The organism is Streptomyces sp. NPDC047974 (assembly GCF_040653375.1).
Classification (GTDB): Bacteria; Actinomycetota; Actinomycetes; order Streptomycetales; family Streptomycetaceae; genus Streptomyces.
The window spans coordinates 189,021-205,031 of the sequence record NZ_JBEZNU010000010.1; the positions used below are offsets into that span (position 1 = coordinate 189,021).

The 16,011-nt window shown below is 71.8% G+C and carries 14 protein-coding genes, 1 tRNA gene and 1 pseudogene; 13 read left to right on the forward strand and 3 right to left on the reverse strand.

The window, feature by feature from the left end:
* Window positions 1-304: 304 nt before the first annotated feature.
* The 3 genes and pseudogenes from AB0E19_RS17005 to AB0E19_RS17015 all read right to left on the reverse strand — a co-directional run.
* A pseudogene (locus tag AB0E19_RS17005) lies at window positions 305-480 on the reverse strand (IS3 family transposase); the annotation flags it as partial.
* A 2-nt stretch (window positions 481-482) separates the two neighbouring features.
* The gene (locus tag AB0E19_RS17010; RefSeq protein WP_362179928.1) at window positions 483-1,025 is read right to left on the reverse strand and encodes a hypothetical protein; all 543 of its coding nucleotides are present in this window, start codon (window positions 1,023-1,025) and stop codon (window positions 483-485) included.
* Between the two features lie 284 nt (window positions 1,026-1,309).
* Window positions 1,310-1,381 (reverse strand) — tRNA-Arg (locus tag AB0E19_RS17015).
* 160 nt (window positions 1,382-1,541) lie between these two features.
* Between AB0E19_RS17015 and AB0E19_RS17020 the strand changes: the two genes are divergently transcribed.
* The 13 genes from AB0E19_RS17020 (at window position 1,542) to AB0E19_RS17080 (ending at window position 15,803) form a co-directional block, all read left to right on the forward strand.
* A complete protein-coding gene (locus AB0E19_RS17020; protein ID WP_362179931.1) occupies window positions 1,542-2,012 on the forward strand; it encodes a response regulator in 471 nt (156 codons plus the stop codon).
* A gap of 167 nt (window positions 2,013-2,179) precedes the next feature.
* The gene (gene nrtL / locus AB0E19_RS17025; protein WP_362179934.1) at window positions 2,180-3,142 is read left to right on the forward strand and encodes an ArgS-related anticodon-binding protein NrtL; all 963 of its coding nucleotides are present in this window, start codon (window positions 2,180-2,182) and stop codon (window positions 3,140-3,142) included.
* A 15-nt stretch (window positions 3,143-3,157) separates the two neighbouring features.
* A complete protein-coding gene (gene lysA, locus AB0E19_RS17030; RefSeq protein WP_362179937.1) occupies window positions 3,158-4,558 on the forward strand; it encodes a diaminopimelate decarboxylase in 1,401 nt (466 codons plus the stop codon).
* A 139-nt stretch (window positions 4,559-4,697) separates the two neighbouring features.
* Entirely contained in the window at window positions 4,698-5,987 is a 1,290-nt protein-coding gene (locus AB0E19_RS17035) for a homoserine dehydrogenase (RefSeq protein WP_362180155.1), read from the forward strand.
* 6 nt (window positions 5,988-5,993) lie between these two features.
* On the forward strand, window positions 5,994-7,064 hold the full coding sequence (gene thrC, locus AB0E19_RS17040; RefSeq protein WP_362179940.1) for a threonine synthase: 1,071 nt from the start codon (window positions 5,994-5,996) through the stop codon (window positions 7,062-7,064).
* Window positions 7,065-7,344: 280 nt separating this feature from the next.
* The gene (gene thrB / locus AB0E19_RS17045) at window positions 7,345-8,262 is read left to right on the forward strand and encodes a homoserine kinase (RefSeq protein ID WP_360602129.1); all 918 of its coding nucleotides are present in this window, start codon (window positions 7,345-7,347) and stop codon (window positions 8,260-8,262) included.
* Window positions 8,263-8,689: 427 nt separating this feature from the next.
* Complete coding sequence (rho, locus tag AB0E19_RS17050) at window positions 8,690-10,714, forward strand: transcription termination factor Rho (RefSeq protein ID WP_362179944.1); 2,025 nt, start codon at window positions 8,690-8,692, stop codon at window positions 10,712-10,714.
* Between the two features lie 219 nt (window positions 10,715-10,933).
* Entirely contained in the window at window positions 10,934-12,031 is a 1,098-nt protein-coding gene (locus AB0E19_RS17055) for an LCP family protein (protein WP_362179947.1), read from the forward strand.
* A gap of 148 nt (window positions 12,032-12,179) precedes the next feature.
* Window positions 12,180-12,404, forward strand: a complete 225-nt coding sequence (gene rpmE / locus AB0E19_RS17060) for a 50S ribosomal protein L31 (protein ID WP_362179950.1) — start codon at window positions 12,180-12,182, stop codon at window positions 12,402-12,404.
* Window positions 12,405-12,501: 97 nt separating this feature from the next.
* Window positions 12,502-13,578, forward strand: a complete 1,077-nt coding sequence (prfA, locus tag AB0E19_RS17065; RefSeq protein WP_043219681.1) for a peptide chain release factor 1 — start codon at window positions 12,502-12,504, stop codon at window positions 13,576-13,578.
* A 50-nt stretch (window positions 13,579-13,628) separates the two neighbouring features.
* Entirely contained in the window at window positions 13,629-14,474 is an 846-nt protein-coding gene (prmC, locus tag AB0E19_RS17070; protein ID WP_359523374.1) for a peptide chain release factor N(5)-glutamine methyltransferase, read from the forward strand.
* Window positions 14,475-14,514: 40 nt separating this feature from the next.
* On the forward strand, window positions 14,515-15,162 hold the full coding sequence (locus AB0E19_RS17075; RefSeq protein ID WP_360602121.1) for an L-threonylcarbamoyladenylate synthase: 648 nt from the start codon (window positions 14,515-14,517) through the stop codon (window positions 15,160-15,162).
* Window positions 15,159-15,803: a protein-tyrosine-phosphatase gene (locus tag AB0E19_RS17080; protein WP_362179956.1), complete on the forward strand. Its 645-nt coding sequence runs from the start codon at window positions 15,159-15,161 to the stop codon at window positions 15,801-15,803. Before AB0E19_RS17075 ends, AB0E19_RS17080 begins: the two co-directional genes overlap by 4 nt.
* The last annotated feature ends 208 nt before the right edge of the window (window positions 15,804-16,011 follow it).

The window sequence follows — 16,011 nt, forward strand, 5'->3', positions numbered from 1 at the left end:
CCTTCATCCCGCCGACTCAGTCATTGCCGGCATTACGGCAGTGGGGCTTGTAGCGATCGGGTCAATAACGGTAGCTCTCCGGTCCCGATCAACTTTGGCGCTTGGCACCCACTCCTGATCGGGTCGCCAGGCAACCCGGGCAATGCCGTGCGTGGGCGGTCTTTGCCGAGATCACCGATAGGTGAAATGGGCTCTTCGCGCTATCCGACACCGCTTGCTGACATCGGCCCTCACTCCCATCCCGTCTGCCGTCGACCCACACTCGGTGGAGCGGGTCTGGTGCAGGTGCGGATGACAGGTTGGGTCACGAGGCCTGGAGGGCCGGTGCGGTCATGACGGTCTCCAACTCGACGGGGGTCAGCCGGCCGAGTGCGGCTTGTCGGCGGCGTCGGTGGTCTGCTCGATCCAGGTCCCGATCGCGATCCGCAGTTCCTCGCGGGTGGCCCAGCTCTGGCGGTCGAGGACGTTCTCCTGCAGGAGGCCTAGAACGGGGCAGTCCACCCTGTGGGCCAGTTCGTCGTGTATCCAGGCGGGGGGTACATGTCCGAGCCGTTGTACACACACCACTGACGGCCCAGCCACTCGCACTCGGGAATGGACCCCTCCCAGTCATCGGTGCAGCGGTCCGCCCACTCGCGGCCCACGAGAACGGGCCGGGTCAGGACCCCGTCCGCGGTGTCCTGGACGCGCAGGACCATGCCGACGTCGTTGATCCCCGGATTGCCCCGGGGACCGTACGACACGTTGTGGGTCCCCGAGGAATGAAGGTCCAGGACCCTCTCCTGGAGTGCGGCAGGCACGCGACCGGTCAGCTCCAGGCCGTCCAGAGTCACGCGCGGTCCGTGGGCGGCGTCGGCAGTCACGCAGAAGAGGCGGCCGGCGCCCTCGAAGTATGCGTAGACAGCCGGCACCGCTGGGTGGAAGCCGAGTTGGAGGCCGTAGATCTCCGGGGAGGAGGGCTCGGCGGAGAAACGGCTCAACTCGACGGCTTCCGGAAGAGCCGCCCGGGCCTCGTCGGCGGACATGCCGAAGCGCAGCGGACCGACGCTATCCAGCGGGGTCAGCACCCATACCGGCCGAACCGGCTCCGCTGCGGTCTCCCCAGCCCCCGAACCCATCCGCTGCTTCCCCCTCGTTCGTCACCCGAGTCCCGGCCCTGACCTGCGCCGACACCCCACGGCCCAGGCCGCGAATAGGCCGCGGCCCCTGTCATACGGCCGCCCACCCCGGCATACGCCCGCACATACAACAAGACCCCGCTCTCAGCGTTTCCGCTGATCACGGGGTCTGTGTGGCACTTCTCGCGAAGTGCCCCCGGCAGGATTCGAACCTGCGCACACGGCTCCGGAGGCCGTTGCTCTATCCCCTGAGCTACGGGGGCGTTGTCGCTGCTCGGCGGCGACGGGTGAAACCTTACCAGCTCCCTCGGGGTGCCTGTGAACAGGTATTTCCGGGGCGTCACCGCGGGGGTGTTCCCTCGCACGGGTCGGAAGTGGGCAAAACCCGGACGCAGCCCCTCGGGGCGGCCTACTCTCGTTCACGTGTCAGGCGTGTCCGGGCGGGTGCTCGTTGTCGACGACAACAAGGTCATCCGGCAGTTGATCAGGGTCAATCTCGAACTCGAGGGGTTCGAGGTCGTGACCGCGGCCGATGGTGCCGAGTGTCTGGACGTCGTGCATCGCGTGCGGCCCGACGTCGTGACGCTCGACGTCGTCATGCCGCGGCTCGACGGGATCAAGACCGCCCAGCGGCTGCGGGAGGATCCGCGGACCCGGCATCTGCCCGTGGCGATCATCAGTGCCGGCGGGGAGGGCGAGGGGGCTCCGGCGGCGGACGCGTTCCTCGCGAAGCCCTTCGAGCCGGCGGAGCTCGTACGGGTCGTCCGGCAACTGCTGCACCGGGAGCCCCGGCAGCGGCGGCAGGCCGGCGGGGCCGACGCGGGAGAGGAGCCGTCCGCAGGGGACGGCTGCCCCGAGAGACCCGCCGCCGGGAGCTGCCGCCCGCGGGGCTGAGCGGAGGCAGGACGGGTCCGCCGTGCGGATTCCCTCCGGCCGCCTGTGATCTTGATCGTGTTTTCGGGGCCCCTTCCACCTGGGGTTTCCCCCTTCCCGTCCTCCCGGGTGCCCGTATGGCGAAACCGGTTCGCGTTCCGACCCCCCTCCTCCCCTAGGCTGGGATCGTGACCCCCGCGGACCTCTCCCTCACCGTGCAGCACGCCGTGCGCCGTGCGGTCGACGACGGTGCGCTGCGGGTCGACGTTCCTCCGCGCGTGAAGGTCGAGAAGGCGCGGCCGGGAGGGGTGGGGGAGTACGCCAGCAGCGTCGCCCTGTCGCTCGCGCGGCTGGCCGGGCGGGCCGCGCTCGATGTCGCCTCCCTGCTCAAGGAGCGGCTGGAGGGCGCCGACGGGATCCTCGCCGTGGACATCACCGGGCCCGGATTCCTCAACTTCACCCTGCGTCCCGGTGGCGGGGCCGGGCTCCTGGCCGCCGTGCGCGCCGCCGGGCTCTCGTACGGACGCGGGGACGGGCTCGCCGGGAAGGTCGTGCGGTTCGAGGCGGGCCGCGAGGAGCGTGCTTCCGTCGTCGTCGAGTGCCTCGTCGGGCTGGTGCGTGCCCAGGGCGGGGACGCCGCCGTCACGGGCGGGGGCGAGCGGGTGCACGTGCACCCGGGGACGTACGACGTCGAGGCGCTCGGGAGCGACGCCGCCCGGTGGCGGCTCCTGCGGGCCGCGCCCCACGACCGGCCCCTCGACGGCGCCCCGCTCCTCGTACGGCACGAGCGCAACGCGCTCTTCCGCGTCCAGTACGCCCACTCCCGCGCCCGGCGGCTGCTCGTCAACGGCCGGCAGCTCGACGTCCTCCCCTCGTACGAGACGGACGTCGAGGACCCGCTGCTCGGGCTGGTCCGCGACCATCCCTCCGTGCTTCTCGCCGCCGCCCGCCACCGCGCCCCCGACCGGGTCGCCCGGCACCTCGAAGCCGTCGCCGACGCGCTGCTCGGCTTCCAGCACACCGTTCTGCCGCTCGGCGACGAGAAACCCTCGGCCGCCCACCGCTCCCGGCTCGCGCTCGCCGAAGCCGCCGGGACGGTGCTCGCCGGCGGCCTCTCCGTGCTCGGCATCAGCGCACCCGACCGGATCTGAAAGAGCTGACCAGACATGAGCCGTTCCGCCCACCCCGCAGGCCCCCGCCACGCCGACGTCCTTCCTGAGGGGCGCTCCGTAGCAAGCACAGCGCCGCCCGCCGACCTGAACACGCTCGACCCCAAGGTGTGGGCGCGGACCGTGGCCCGGGACGAGGACGGCGTCGCGACCGTCGGCGGGCTGCGCGTCACCGACCTCGCCGAGGAGTTCGGGACCCCCGCCTACTTCCTCGACGAGAGCGACTTCCGCGCCCGCTGCCGCGCCTGGGCCGAGGCCTTCGGCACCGACGCCGACGTCTTCTACGCCGGCAAGGCCTTCCTCTCCCGCGCGATCGTCCGCTGGCTGCACGAGGAGGGGCTCAACCTCGACGTCTGCTCCGGCGGCGAGCTCGCCACCGCGCTCTCCGCCGGGATGCCCGCCGAGCGGATCGCCTTCCACGGCAACAACAAGAGCGAGGAGGAGATCCGGCGGGCCGTCGAGGTCGGCGTCGGGCGGATCGTCCTCGACTCCTTCCAGGAGATCGTCCGGGTCGCCCACATCGCCCAGTCCCTCGGCAGGCGGCAGCGCGTGCAGATCCGGGTGACCGTGGGCGTGGAGGCGCACACCCACGAGTTCATCGCCACCGCCCACGAGGACCAGAAGTTCGGCATCGCGCTCGCCGGCGGGCAGGCCGCGGAGGCCGTGCGCCGGGCGCTGAGGCTCGACGGCCTGGAGCTCATCGGCATCCACTCGCACATCGGCTCGCAGATCTTCGACATGGCCGGCTTCGAGGTCTCGGCCCGCCGCGTCGTCCAGCTCCTCGCCGAGGTGCGCGACGAGCACGGCGTCGAGCTGCCCGAGATCGACCTCGGCGGCGGCCTCGGCATCGCGTACACCTCCGAGGACGACCCGCGCGAGCCGCACGAGATCGCCAAGGCGCTCGGCGAGATCGTGACGCGGGAGTGCGAGGCCGCCGGGCTGCGGACCCCCCGGATCTCGGTCGAGCCCGGGCGCGCCATCGTCGGGCCGACGGCCTTCACGCTCTACCGGGTCGGCACGATCAAGCCGCTCGACGGGCTGCGCACGTACGTGAGCGTCGACGGCGGCATGTCGGACAACATCCGCACCGCCCTGTACGACGCCGAGTACAGCGTCAGCCTGGTCTCCCGCGTCAGCGACGCCGAGCCGATGCTCTCCCGGGTCGTCGGCAAGCACTGCGAGAGCGGCGACATCGTCGTCCGCGACGCCTTCCTCCCCGCTGACCTGGCCCCCGGCGACCTGATCGCCGTGCCCGCCACCGGCGCCTACTGCCGCTCCATGGCGAGCAACTACAACCACGCCCTCCGGCCGCCCGTGGTGGCGGTCCGGGACGGCGAAGCAAGGGCCATCGTCCGGCGCGAGACGGAGGAAGATCTCCTGCGTCTCGACGTCGGCTGATGAAATAGTCGGGTGGTGGAATCGATGTCTCAGGATCCGGACGAGTGGCTGAATCCGCCGTCCGGTGAGTGAGACTTGTTCCCACCCCCGTCAGAACCGTAGAGATACGAATCAGAAGTACGAGAAACGAGGTCGGATGATGCGTACGCGTCCGCTGAAGGTGGCGCTGCTGGGCTGTGGAGTTGTCGGCTCCGAGGTGGCGCGCATCATGACGACGCACGCCGACGACCTCGCCGCGCGCATCGGCGCGCCGGTCGAGCTCGCCGGCGTCGCCGTCCGCCGGCCCGACAAGGTCCGCGGCGGCATCGACCCCGCGCTGATCACCACCGACGCCACCGCCCTGGTCAAACGCGGGGACATCGACGTCGTCGTCGAGGTCATCGGCGGGATCGAGCCGGCCCGCACCCTCATCACCACCGCCTTCGAGCACGGCGCCTCCGTGGTCTCCGCCAACAAGGCGCTGCTCGCCCAGGACGGCGCGACCCTCTACGCCGCCGCCGAGCAGCACGGGCAGGACCTGTACTACGAGGCCGCCGTCGCCGGCGCCATCCCGCTGATCCGCCCGCTGCGCGAGTCCCTCGCCGGCGACAAGATCAACCGCGTCATGGGCATCGTCAATGGCACCACGAACTTCATCCTCGACAAGATGGACTCGACCGGCGCCGGCTACCAGGAGGCCCTGGACGAGGCCACCGCGCTCGGGTACGCCGAGGCCGACCCGACCGCCGACGTCGAGGGCTTCGACGCCGCCGCCAAGGCCGCCATCCTCGCCGGCATCGCCTTCCACACGCGCGTGCGCCTGGACGACGTCTACCGCGAGGGCATGACCGAGGTCACCGCCGCCGACTTCGCCTCCGCCAAGGAGATGGGCTGCACCATCAAGCTGCTCGCGATCTGCGAGCGGGCCGCCGACGGCGAGTCCGTCACCGCGCGCGTGCACCCCGCGATGATCCCGCTGAGCCACCCGCTGGCCTCCGTCCGCGAGGCGTACAACGCGGTCTTCGTCGAGGCGGAGGCCGCCGGCCGGCTCATGTTCTACGGCCCCGGGGCGGGCGGCGCGCCGACCGCCTCGGCCGTTCTCGGCGACGTCGTCGCCGTCTGCCGCAACCGTCTCAACGAGGCGACGGGCCCCGGCGAGTCCGCGTACACCCAGCTGCCCGTGAGCCCCATGGGCGACGTGGTGACGCGGTACCACATCAGTCTCGACGTGGCCGACAAGCCGGGCGTCCTCGCCCAGGTCGCGACGGTCTTCGCCGAGCACGGCGTATCGATCGATACCGTGCGCCAGCAGGGCAAGGACGGCGAGGCATCGCTCGTCGTCGTCACCCACCGCGCGGCCGACGCCGCCCTCTCCGGGACGGTCGAGGCGCTGCGCAAGCTCGACACCGTGCGCGGTGTCGCCAGCATCATGCGTGTTGAAGGGGAGTAAGGACCCATGACCAACCAGGGCACCCACCAGTGGCGCGGCATCATCGAGGAGTACCGGGACCGCCTTCCGGTCACGGACGCGACGCCGGTCGTCACGCTCCGTGAGGGCGGTACGCCGCTCGTCCCCGCCCAGGTCCTCTCCGAGCGCACGGGCTGCGAGGTGCACCTCAAGGTCGAGGGCGCCAACCCCACCGGTTCCTTCAAGGACCGGGGCATGACCATGGCCATCACCCGGGCGAAGGAGGAGGGCGCCAAGGCGGTCATCTGCGCCTCCACCGGCAACACCTCCGCCTCCGCCGCCGCCTACGCGGTGCGGGCCGGGATGGTCTCCGCGGTCCTGGTGCCGCAGGGCAAGATCGCGCTCGGCAAGATGGGCCAGGCCCTCGTGCACGGCGCGAAGATCCTCCAGGTGGACGGCAACTTCGACGACTGCCTGGACCTGGCCCGCGCGCTGTCCGACAACTACCCGGTCGCGCTGGTCAATTCGGTCAACCCGGTCCGCATCGAGGGCCAGAAGACCGCCGCGTTCGAGATCGTGGACATGCTGGGCGACGCGCCCGACATCCACGTCCTCCCCGTCGGCAACGCGGGCAACATCACCGCGTACTGGAAGGGGTACCGCGAGTACGCCGCGGACGGGCTCGCCACCCACCGCCCGCGCATGTGGGGCTTCCAGGCCTCCGGTTCGGCCCCGCTGGTGCGCGGCGAGGTCGTCAAGGACCCGTCCACCATCGCCACCGCGATCCGCATCGGCAACCCGGCCTCCTGGGAGTACGCGATCGCCGCGCGCGACGAGTCGGGCGGCTTCATCGACGAGGTGACGGACCGTGAGATCCTGCGCTCCTACCGCCTGTTGGCCGCGCAGGAGGGCGTCTTCGTGGAGCCCGCCTCGGCCGCCTCGGTCGCCGGTCTGCTGAAGGCCGCCGAGCAGGGCAAGGTCGACCCGGGCCAGCGGATCGTCTGCACCGTGACCGGAAACGGTCTGAAGGACCCCGACTGGGCCGTCGCCGGCGCCCCGCAGCCGGTCACCGTCCCGGTGGACGCCGCCACCGCCGCGCAGCGGCTCGGGCTGGCCTGAACCCGTCGGGAGCACGTCGGTTCCTGATCGGGCGAAACCCGATCAGGAACCCACACAGATGCACAGGTTGGCGCGCGACACGCATCGTGCGCCTCCCGTGCGCCCTATGTCGCCACAGAACCTTCCTTCGATAGGCTGTACCGAACCCGCCGCGACGCATATGCGTGGTGTCGTTGCCGTTGTCGCCTCCCCGCGACCGAAACGGCCGAAACGGTACTCCGGGTTCCCCAGCACTTCTCTTGAACACCACGTCGCCGCAGTCAAGGAGAGTCATCGAGCGATGGCCGGTCCCGCGTTCCGCGCCGCCGCCGTACGGGTGCGCGTCCCCGCCACCAGCGCCAACCTCGGCCCGGGCTTCGACGCCTTCGGCCTGTCGCTGGGCCTCTACGACGACGTCGTCGTCCGGGTCGCCGACTCCGGGCTGCACATCGACATCGCCGGAGAGGGCGCCGAGACGCTCCCGCGCGACGAGAGGCACCTCCTCGTACGCTCCCTGCGCACCGCCTTCGACCTGCTCGGCGGGCAGCCGCGCGGCCTGGAGGTCGTCTGTGCCAACCGCATCCCGCACGGCCGCGGCCTCGGCTCCTCCTCCGCCGCCATCTGCGCCGGCATCGTCGCCGCCCGCGCCGTGACCATAGGCGGGGACGCCAAGCTCGACGAGGCCGCCCTGCTGGAGCTGGCCACCGAGATCGAGGGCCACCCCGACAACGTCGCCGCCTGTCTGCTCGGCGGCTTCACCCTCGCCTGGACCGAGTCCGGTGCCGCGCGGGCGATCAGGATGGATCCCTCGGATTCCATCGTTCCGGTGGTTTTCGTCCCCGGGAAGCCGGTGCTGACCGAGACCGCCCGCGGTCTGCTGCCGCGCACCGTCCCGCACGTGGACGCCGCCGCCAACGCCGGGCGCGCCGCCCTCCTCGTCGAGGCCCTGACCCGCCGCCCCGAACTGCTGCTCGCGGCCACCGAGGACCGGCTCCACCAGGAGTACCGGGCCCCCGCGATGCCCGAGAGCATCGCCCTGGTCAACAGGCTGCGGGCCGACGGCGTACCCGCCGTCATCTCCGGCGCGGGCCCCACGGTCCTCGCGCTGGCCGACGAGAAGACCGCCGACAAGGTCGCCCTCCTCGCGGGCGAGGGCTGGGCCGCGAACCGGCTCGACCTCGACGCGCCCGGGGCGAGCGTGCTGCCGCTGGCGCCCTGAGGCGCGGCGGCGGCAGGTGCCAGGGACGCCGGGCAGCGTCCTGAACACGCGATTGCCGGTGAGTGAGAGGGGGAATGTTTGTTGGAGCCGGTAGTGTTAACCTCAAGTCTGCACCCGACCTCTTTGTGGAGCGGTGCGGAGTGTCCCCTCAGGGACCACACATTCTTCCGGGAGCCTCCCCAACTGCCTGAGCAGCCTGCCTGAGCAGTTTCGAGCACGCTCCGGAACCGGCACGACACCCCTCGCTCATTCCATGCGAGGGCCGAGCAGGGGGCGCTCGGGCCGGACCCACAGCACGTACCTCTCTCTCGCCGCATCCCGGCGGGACCACCGCCCCGGACACGGTCCACCAACCAGGACCGCTGCCGGACAGCACAACCGGTCGCCGAGCCACAGGGCCGACGTCCGCTCCAGGGAAGGACCCTTCGTGAGCGACACCACCGATCTGATGGGCGTGACTGCCGACAGCACTGTCGACGCCGCCGCGCCCGCCGAAGGTGCCGCCAGCAGCGGCACCGCACGGCGCCGCCGCTCCGGCACCGGCCTCGAGGGCATGGTCCTGGCCGAGCTGCAGCAGGTCGCGTCCGGCCTCGGCATCAGGGGCACCGCGCGGATGCGCAAGAGCCAGCTGATCGAGGTCATCAAGGAGGCGCAGGCCGGTTCCGGCTCCGCCGCCCCCGCCAAGACCGAGGCCGCCGCCGAGACCAAGCCGAAGCGCCGCGCCACCTCCAAGGCCCGCACGGGCGAGTCCGCCGAGGCCGCCGAGCCGAAGGCGGAGAAGGCCGAGCAGGCCCCCGCCCAGCAGCAGATCGACATCCCGGGCCAGCCGTCGAAGTCGGCCGGTGCCGACCAGGGCGACGAGCAGCCGGCCGGCGAGCGCCGCCGCCGCCGTGCCACCGCTCCCGCCGGTTCGCCGGAGGGCGTCGAGGGCGCGCAGGCCGTGAAGGCCGAGGCGCGCACCGAGGCCAAGAGCGAGCCGCAGGGCGAGAAGGCCGAGGCCGCCGTGGACGGCGCCGAGGGCCGCACCCGCCGTGACCGCCGGGACCGTCGCGACCGCCAGCGCGAGCGCGGCAAGGGCGACGACCAGCAGCAGGGCGGCGGCCAGCGCAAGGACCAGCAGCGCCAGGGCCAGGGCCAGGGCCAGGGTCAGGGCCAGCAGCAGGGCCAGGGCCAGCGTCCGCAGGGCGGCGCCCCGCAGGACGACGACGACGACTTCGAGGGCGGCCGCCGTGGCCGTCGCGGCCGCTACCGCGACCGCCGAGGCCGTCGCGGGCGCGACGAGTTCGCCGCCGGCGAGCCGCAGGTCTCCGACGACGACGTCCTGATCCCCGTCGCGGGCATCCTGGACATCCTCGACAACTACGCGTTCATCCGGACCTCCGGCTACCTGCCCGGTCCGAACGACGTGTACGTCTCCCTCGCCCAGGTCCGCAAGAGCGGCCTGCGCAAGGGCGACCACCTCACCGGCGCGGTCCGCCAGCCGAAGGAGGGCGAGCGCCGCGAGAAGTTCAACGCGCTGGTCCGCCTCGACTCGACCAACGGCATGGCGCCGGACTCCGGCCGCGGCCGCCCCGAGTTCAACAAGCTGACCCCGCTGTACCCCCAGGACCGGCTCCGTCTGGAGTCCGACCCGGGCGTGCTGACCACGCGGATCATCGACCTCGTGTCGCCGATCGGCAAGGGCCAGCGCGGTCTGATCGTGGCCCCGCCGAAGACCGGCAAGACCATGATCATGCAGGCGATCGCCAACGCGATCACCCACAACAACCCCGAGTGCCACCTGATGGTCGTCCTGGTCGACGAGCGTCCGGAAGAGGTCACCGACATGCAGCGGTCGGTGAAGGGCGAGGTCATCTCCTCGACCTTCGACCGCCCGGCCGAGGACCACACCACCGTCGCCGAGCTGGCCATCGAGCGCGCCAAGCGCCTCGTCGAGCTGGGTCACGACGTGGTCGTCCTGCTGGACTCCATCACCCGCCTGGGCCGCGCGTACAACCTCGCGGCGCCCGCCTCCGGCCGCATCCTGTCCGGTGGTGTCGACTCGACCGCGCTCTACCCGCCGAAGCGCTTCTTCGGTGCCGCGCGCAACATCGAGGACGGCGGCTCGCTGACCATCCTGGCCACCGCGCTGGTCGACACCGGCTCGCGCATGGACGAGGTGATCTTCGAGGAGTTCAAGGGCACCGGCAACATGGAGCTCAAGCTCGACCGGAAGCTCGCCGACAAGCGGATCTTCCCGGCCGTCGACGTCGACGCCTCGGGTACCCGCAAGGAGGAGATCCTCCTCGGCAGCGACGAGCTCGCCATCACCTGGAAGCTCCGCCGCGTGCTGCACGCGCTCGACCAGCAGCAGGCCATCGAGCTGCTCCTGGACAAGCTCAAGCAGACGAAGTCGAACGCCGAGTTCCTGCTGCAGATCCAGAAGACGACGCCGGGCGCCAACAACGACTGACGCCGTCGGTGACGGGGGGAGACCCTCGTCACACCGCGGGTGACGGCCTCGGAGCCGTAACCCGTTCGTGACCTGCGCGAACACTGTGCCCACCGCTCACCGAGCGGTGGGCACAGTGCGTGGTGGACAGCTCGCTCATCGAAACCTCACAGATCGCTATGCAACCCTTTCGGATGCTTCGCCGTCACAAAAGGTGAACCATAGGCCCGAGGGAAGACGATGACCGAGCAGAACAAGAGCGGGCGCGCACGCGGAGGCGCCACCGGACGCCGCCGCAAACCGACCGCCACACGCCGCCGCCGGATCGCCATAGCCGTGTCCGGCGCCACCGCCGTGCTCGTCCTGGCCGGCGCCGGACTCGGCTACGTGTACCTCAAGCTCGACGGCAACATCCAGGGCGTCGACATCAACGCCCAGCTCGGCACCGACCGCCCCAAGAACGTCGACGACGGATCGATGGACATCCTCGTCCTCGGCTCCGACTCCCGCTCCGGCGACAACGGCGCCTACGGCAAGGACGAGGGCGGCGCCCGCTCCGACACCGCGATGGTCCTCCACGTCTACGAGGGCCACAAGAAGGCCGGCGTCGTCTCCATCCCCCGCGACACCCTCATCGAACGCCCCGCCTGCACCGACGAGCAGGGCAATGAGGTCGCCGGCCAGAGCCGCGCCATGTTCAACACCGCGTACGAGGTCGGCGGCCCCGCCTGCGCCGTCAAGACCGTCGAGTCCCTGTCCGGCATCCGCATGGACCACTACATCGAGGTCGACTTCACCGGCTTCAAGAAGCTCATCGACACCCTCGGCGGCGTCGAGATCACCACCACGCGGGCCATCAAGGACCCCAAGAGCCACCTCGACCTGGAGCCCGGCACCCACACCCTCGACGGCGAGCAGTCCCTCGGTCTCGTCCGCACCCGCAAGAGCGTCGGCGACGGCAGCGACCTCGGCCGCATCCAGCTCCAGCAGGCCTTCATGAAGGCCTTCATCGCACAGGTCAAGGACGTCGGCGCCGGCACCGACCCCAAGAAGCTCCTCGACCTCGCCGACGCCGCCACCAAGGCCATCACGCCCGACTCCGAGCTCGACTCCGTCCAGGAGCTCATGGGCTTCGCCCAGGGCCTGTCCGGGCTCGGCGCCGACGACGTCCACATGATCACGCTGCCCGTCACGTACGACCCCGTGGACCCCAACCGCGTCGTGCCCCTCGAAGCCCAGGCCGAACAGGTCTGGAAGGCCCTCCGGGCCGACCGCCCCATCCCCGCCTCCGCCACCGAGGACGCGGCCACCGGCAAGGCCGAGGGCGTGATCGGCTAGCCCCGGAATCCGGCCCGGGGAATACCGCCGCCCCCACCCCGGTTTGGGGAGATGCGGCCAGTCCTGGCAGACTGGTACGTCGGCCCCGGTTCACGTCCGCCGCAACCCGCGGCGACGACCCGGCGCCCTCCCGGAACTAGGAGACACCTTGAAGCGCGAGATCCACCCCGAGTACGTCGAGACCCAGGTCAGCTGCACCTGTGGCGCGTCGTTCACCACCCGCAGCACCCTGGCCGAGGGCACCATCCGTGCCGAGGTCTGCTCCGAGTGCCACCCGTTCTACACGGGCAAGCAGAAGATCCTCGACACCGGCGGCCGCGTGGCCCGCTTCGAGGCCCGCTTCGGCAAGGCCGCCGGCTCCGCCAAGAAGTAGCGAGCCCCCGCGCCGGTCATCGGCCGCCCCTGCGCGGGGCGGCCGGGACCGGCGCTTTGGCGTCCCCGTAGCACCACACGAAACCAGGAGCCCGAAGATGTTCGAGGCCGTCGAGGAACTGGTCGGCGAGCACGCCGACCTCGAGAAGAAGCTCGCGGATCCGTCGGTCCACGCCGACCAGGCCAACGCGCGCAAGCTGAACAAGCGCTACGCCGAGCTGACCCCGATCGTCGGCACGTACCGCTCCTGGAAGCAGACCGGGGACGACATCGAGACCGCGCGCGAGTTCGCGCACGACGACCCCGACTTCGCCGCCGAGGTCAAGGAGCTGGAGAAGCAGCGCGAGGAGCTCACCGAGAAGCTCCGCCTCCTGCTGATCCCCCGCGACCCCAGCGACGACAAGGACGTCATCCTGGAGATCAAGGCCGGCGCCGGCGGCGACGAGTCCGCCCTCTTCGCCGGGGACCTGCTCCGGATGTACCTCCGCTACGCCGAGCGCGTCGGCTGGAAGACCGAGCTCATCGACGCCACCGAGTCCGAGCTCGGCGGCTACAAGGACGTCCAGGTCGCCGTGAAGACCAAGGGCGGCAACGGCGCCACCGAGCCCGGCCAGGGCGTCTGGGCCCGCCTCAAGTACGAGGGCGGCGTCCACCGCGTGCAGCGCGTGCCCGCCACCGAGTCGCAGGGCCGCATCCACACCTCCGCCGCCGGCGTGCTCGTCACGCCCGAGGCCGAGGAGGTCGACGTCGAGATCCACGCCAACGACCTGCGCATCGACGTCTACCGCTCCTCCGGCCCCGGCGGCCAGTCGGTCAACACCACCGACTCCGCGGTCCGCATCACCCACCTGCCGACCGGCATCGTCGCCTCCTGCCAGAACGAGAAGAGCCAGCTCCAGAACAAGGAGCAGGCCATGCGCATCCTGCGCTCCCGGCTCCTCGCCGCCGCCCAGGAGAAGGCCGAGGCCGAGGCCGCCGACGCCCGCCGCAGCCAGGTCCGCACCGTCGACCGCTCCGAGAAGATCCGCACGTACAACTTCCCGGAGAACCGCCTCTCCGACCACCGCGTCGGCTTCAAGGCGTACAACCTCGACCAGGTCCTCGACGGCGAGCTCGACGCCGTCATCCAGGCCTGCGTCGACGCCGACTCCGCGGCCAAGCTCGCCGCGACCTGACCGGCCCGAGGCACCTCTCCCCGCCCCACCCCGCACCACGGAGGACCAGCGTGAACCTGCTGCTTGCCGAGGTGGCCCAGGCCACCCAGCGGCTGGCCGACGCCGGCGTTCCCTCACCGCGCTTCGACGCCGAGGAGCTCGCCGCGTTCGTGCACGGCGTCAAGCGGGGGGAGCTGCACAACGTCAAGGACGCCGACTTCGACGCCCGCTACTGGGAGGCCATCGCCCGCCGCGAGGCGCGCGAACCCCTCCAGCACATCACCGGCCGCGCGTTCTTCCGCTACCTGGAGCTCCAGGTCGGCCCCGGGGTCTTCGTGCCCCGCCCGGAGACCGAGTCGGTGGTCGGCTGGGCCATAGACGCCGTCCGCGCGATGGACGTCGTCGAACCGCTCATCGTCGACCTCTGCACCGGCTCCGGCGCCATCGCCCTCGCCATGGCCCAGGAGGTGCCGCGCTCGCGCGTCCACGCCGTCGAGCTCTCCGACGACGCGCTCGTCTGGACCCGCAAGAACGCCGCTGGCTCCCGCGTCACCGTCCACCAGGGCGACGCGCTCACCGCCCTCCCGGAGCTCAACGGCCAGGTCGACCTGGTCATCTCCAACCCGCCGTACATCCCCCTCACCGAGTGGGAGTACGTCGCCCCCGAGGCCCGCGACCACGACCCCGAGATGGCGCTCTTCTCCGGCGAGGACGGCCTCGACACCATCCGCGGCATCGAGCGCACCGCGCACCGGCTGCTCCGCCCCGGCGGCCTCGTCGTCATCGAGCACGCCGACACCCAGGGCGGCCAGGTGCCGTGGATCTTCAACGAGGAGGCCGGCTGGGCGGACGCCGCCGACCACCCCGACCTGAACAACCGGCCGCGTTTCGCGACCGCCCGCAAGGCGATGCCGTGAGCCGGCACCGCACCACCACGACTGAGGAGGAGCGCGACTGATGGCACGCCGATACGACTGCAACGAGGCGACCGACCGCGCGACCGGCCTGCGCGAAGCCGCGTCGGCCGTGCGCCGCGGCGAGCTCGTCGTGCTCCCCACCGACACCGTGTACGGACTCGGCGCGGACGCCTTCGGCAGCGAGGCCGTCGCCGAGCTGCTGGCCGCCAAGGGCCGGGGCCGCGGCATGCCCACCCCCGTCCTCATCGGCTCCCCGAACACGCTGCACGGCCTCGTCACGGACTTCTCCGAGCACGCGTGGGAGCTCGTCGACGCCTTCTGGCCCGGCCCGCTCACCCTGGTCGCCCGCCACCAGCCGTCCCTCCAGTGGGACCTCGGCGACACCCGCGGCACCGTCGCCATCCGCATGCCGCTGCACCCGGTCGCCATCGAGCTGCTCACCGAGGTCGGCCCGATGGCCGTCTCCTCCGCCAACCTCTCCGGGCACCCGGCGCCCGAGGACTGCGACGCCGCCCAGCAGATGCTCGGCGACTCCGTCTCCGTCTACCTCGACGGCGGTCCGACGCCCGGCAACGTCCCCTCCTCCATCGTCGACGTCACGGGCAAGATCCCGGTGCTGCTGCGCGAGGGCGCGCTGTCACCGGAGGAGCTCCGCAAGGTCGTACCCGACCTCGAGGTGGCCAGTTGACCGCCCCTGAGGGGCGTGGCATAGCGGGGTACGAGCACGACACCACCTTCCGCATCCTCCACGTCAGCACCGGCAACGTCTGCCGCTCGCCCATCACCGAGCGGCTGACCCGCCACGCCCTGCTCCAGCGGCTCGGCGACGGGCTCGGCCGGGGCCTCATCGTGGAGAGCGCCGGCACCTGGGGCCACGAGGGCGCCCCCATGGAGACCAACGCCGAGCTGGTCCTCGCCGACTTCGGCGCCGACCACAGCGGCTTCGTCGGGCGCGAACTCCTCGACGAGCACGTCATCCGCGCCGACCTCGTCCTCACCGCGACCCGCGACCACCGCGCGCAGGTCATCTCGATGGGCCACTCGGCCGGACTGCGCACCTTCACCCTGAAGGAGTTCACCCGGCTGGTCCGCGCCATCGACCCCGCCACCCTCCCGGACCCCCGCGACGGCGTGGTCGAACGCGCCCGCGCCCTGGTCCGCGCGGCCGCCGCTCTACGCGGGTGGCTCCTGGCCCCCTCCGCCGAAGCGGACGAGGTCAACGACCCCTACGGCGCCCCCATCACCGTCTTCCGCTCCATCGGCGACGAGATCCAGGAAGCCCTGGACCCGGTCGTCACCGCCCTGACGGGCGTCCCGACGAGGCGCTGACGCGCGACCACCGCCCCGCCGCCCCGGCCGGCGGTCGGAGGCCGCCGCAGCGGCCCGAAGCCCGGGAGGCCCGCAGGGGCCGAGCGGTGCGAGGGGCGCGTCCAGGAGTGGCCCCCGGTCGTCACCGCCCTGACGGGCGTCCCGACGAGGCGCTGACGCGCGACCACCGCCCCGCCGCCCCGGCCGGCGGTCGGAGGCCGCCGCAGCG

Coding starts and splice junctions, on each gene's coding strand:
- AB0E19_RS17010 (WP_362179928.1), bottom strand. CDS start 1,025: ATGTCCGCCGACGAGGCCCGGGCGGCTCTTCCGGAAGCCGTCGAGTTG.
- thrC (WP_362179940.1), top strand. CDS start 5,994: ATGACCAACCAGGGCACCCACCAGTGGCGCGGCATCATCGAGGAGTAC.
- lysA (WP_362179937.1), top strand. CDS start 3,158: ATGAGCCGTTCCGCCCACCCCGCAGGCCCCCGCCACGCCGACGTCCTT.
- AB0E19_RS17075 (WP_360602121.1), top strand. CDS start 14,515: ATGGCACGCCGATACGACTGCAACGAGGCGACCGACCGCGCGACCGGC.
- thrB (WP_360602129.1), top strand. CDS start 7,345: ATGGCCGGTCCCGCGTTCCGCGCCGCCGCCGTACGGGTGCGCGTCCCC.
- prfA (WP_043219681.1), top strand. CDS start 12,502: ATGTTCGAGGCCGTCGAGGAACTGGTCGGCGAGCACGCCGACCTCGAG.
- AB0E19_RS17055 (WP_362179947.1), top strand. CDS start 10,934: ATGACCGAGCAGAACAAGAGCGGGCGCGCACGCGGAGGCGCCACCGGA.
- AB0E19_RS17035 (WP_362180155.1), top strand. CDS start 4,698: ATGCGTACGCGTCCGCTGAAGGTGGCGCTGCTGGGCTGTGGAGTTGTC.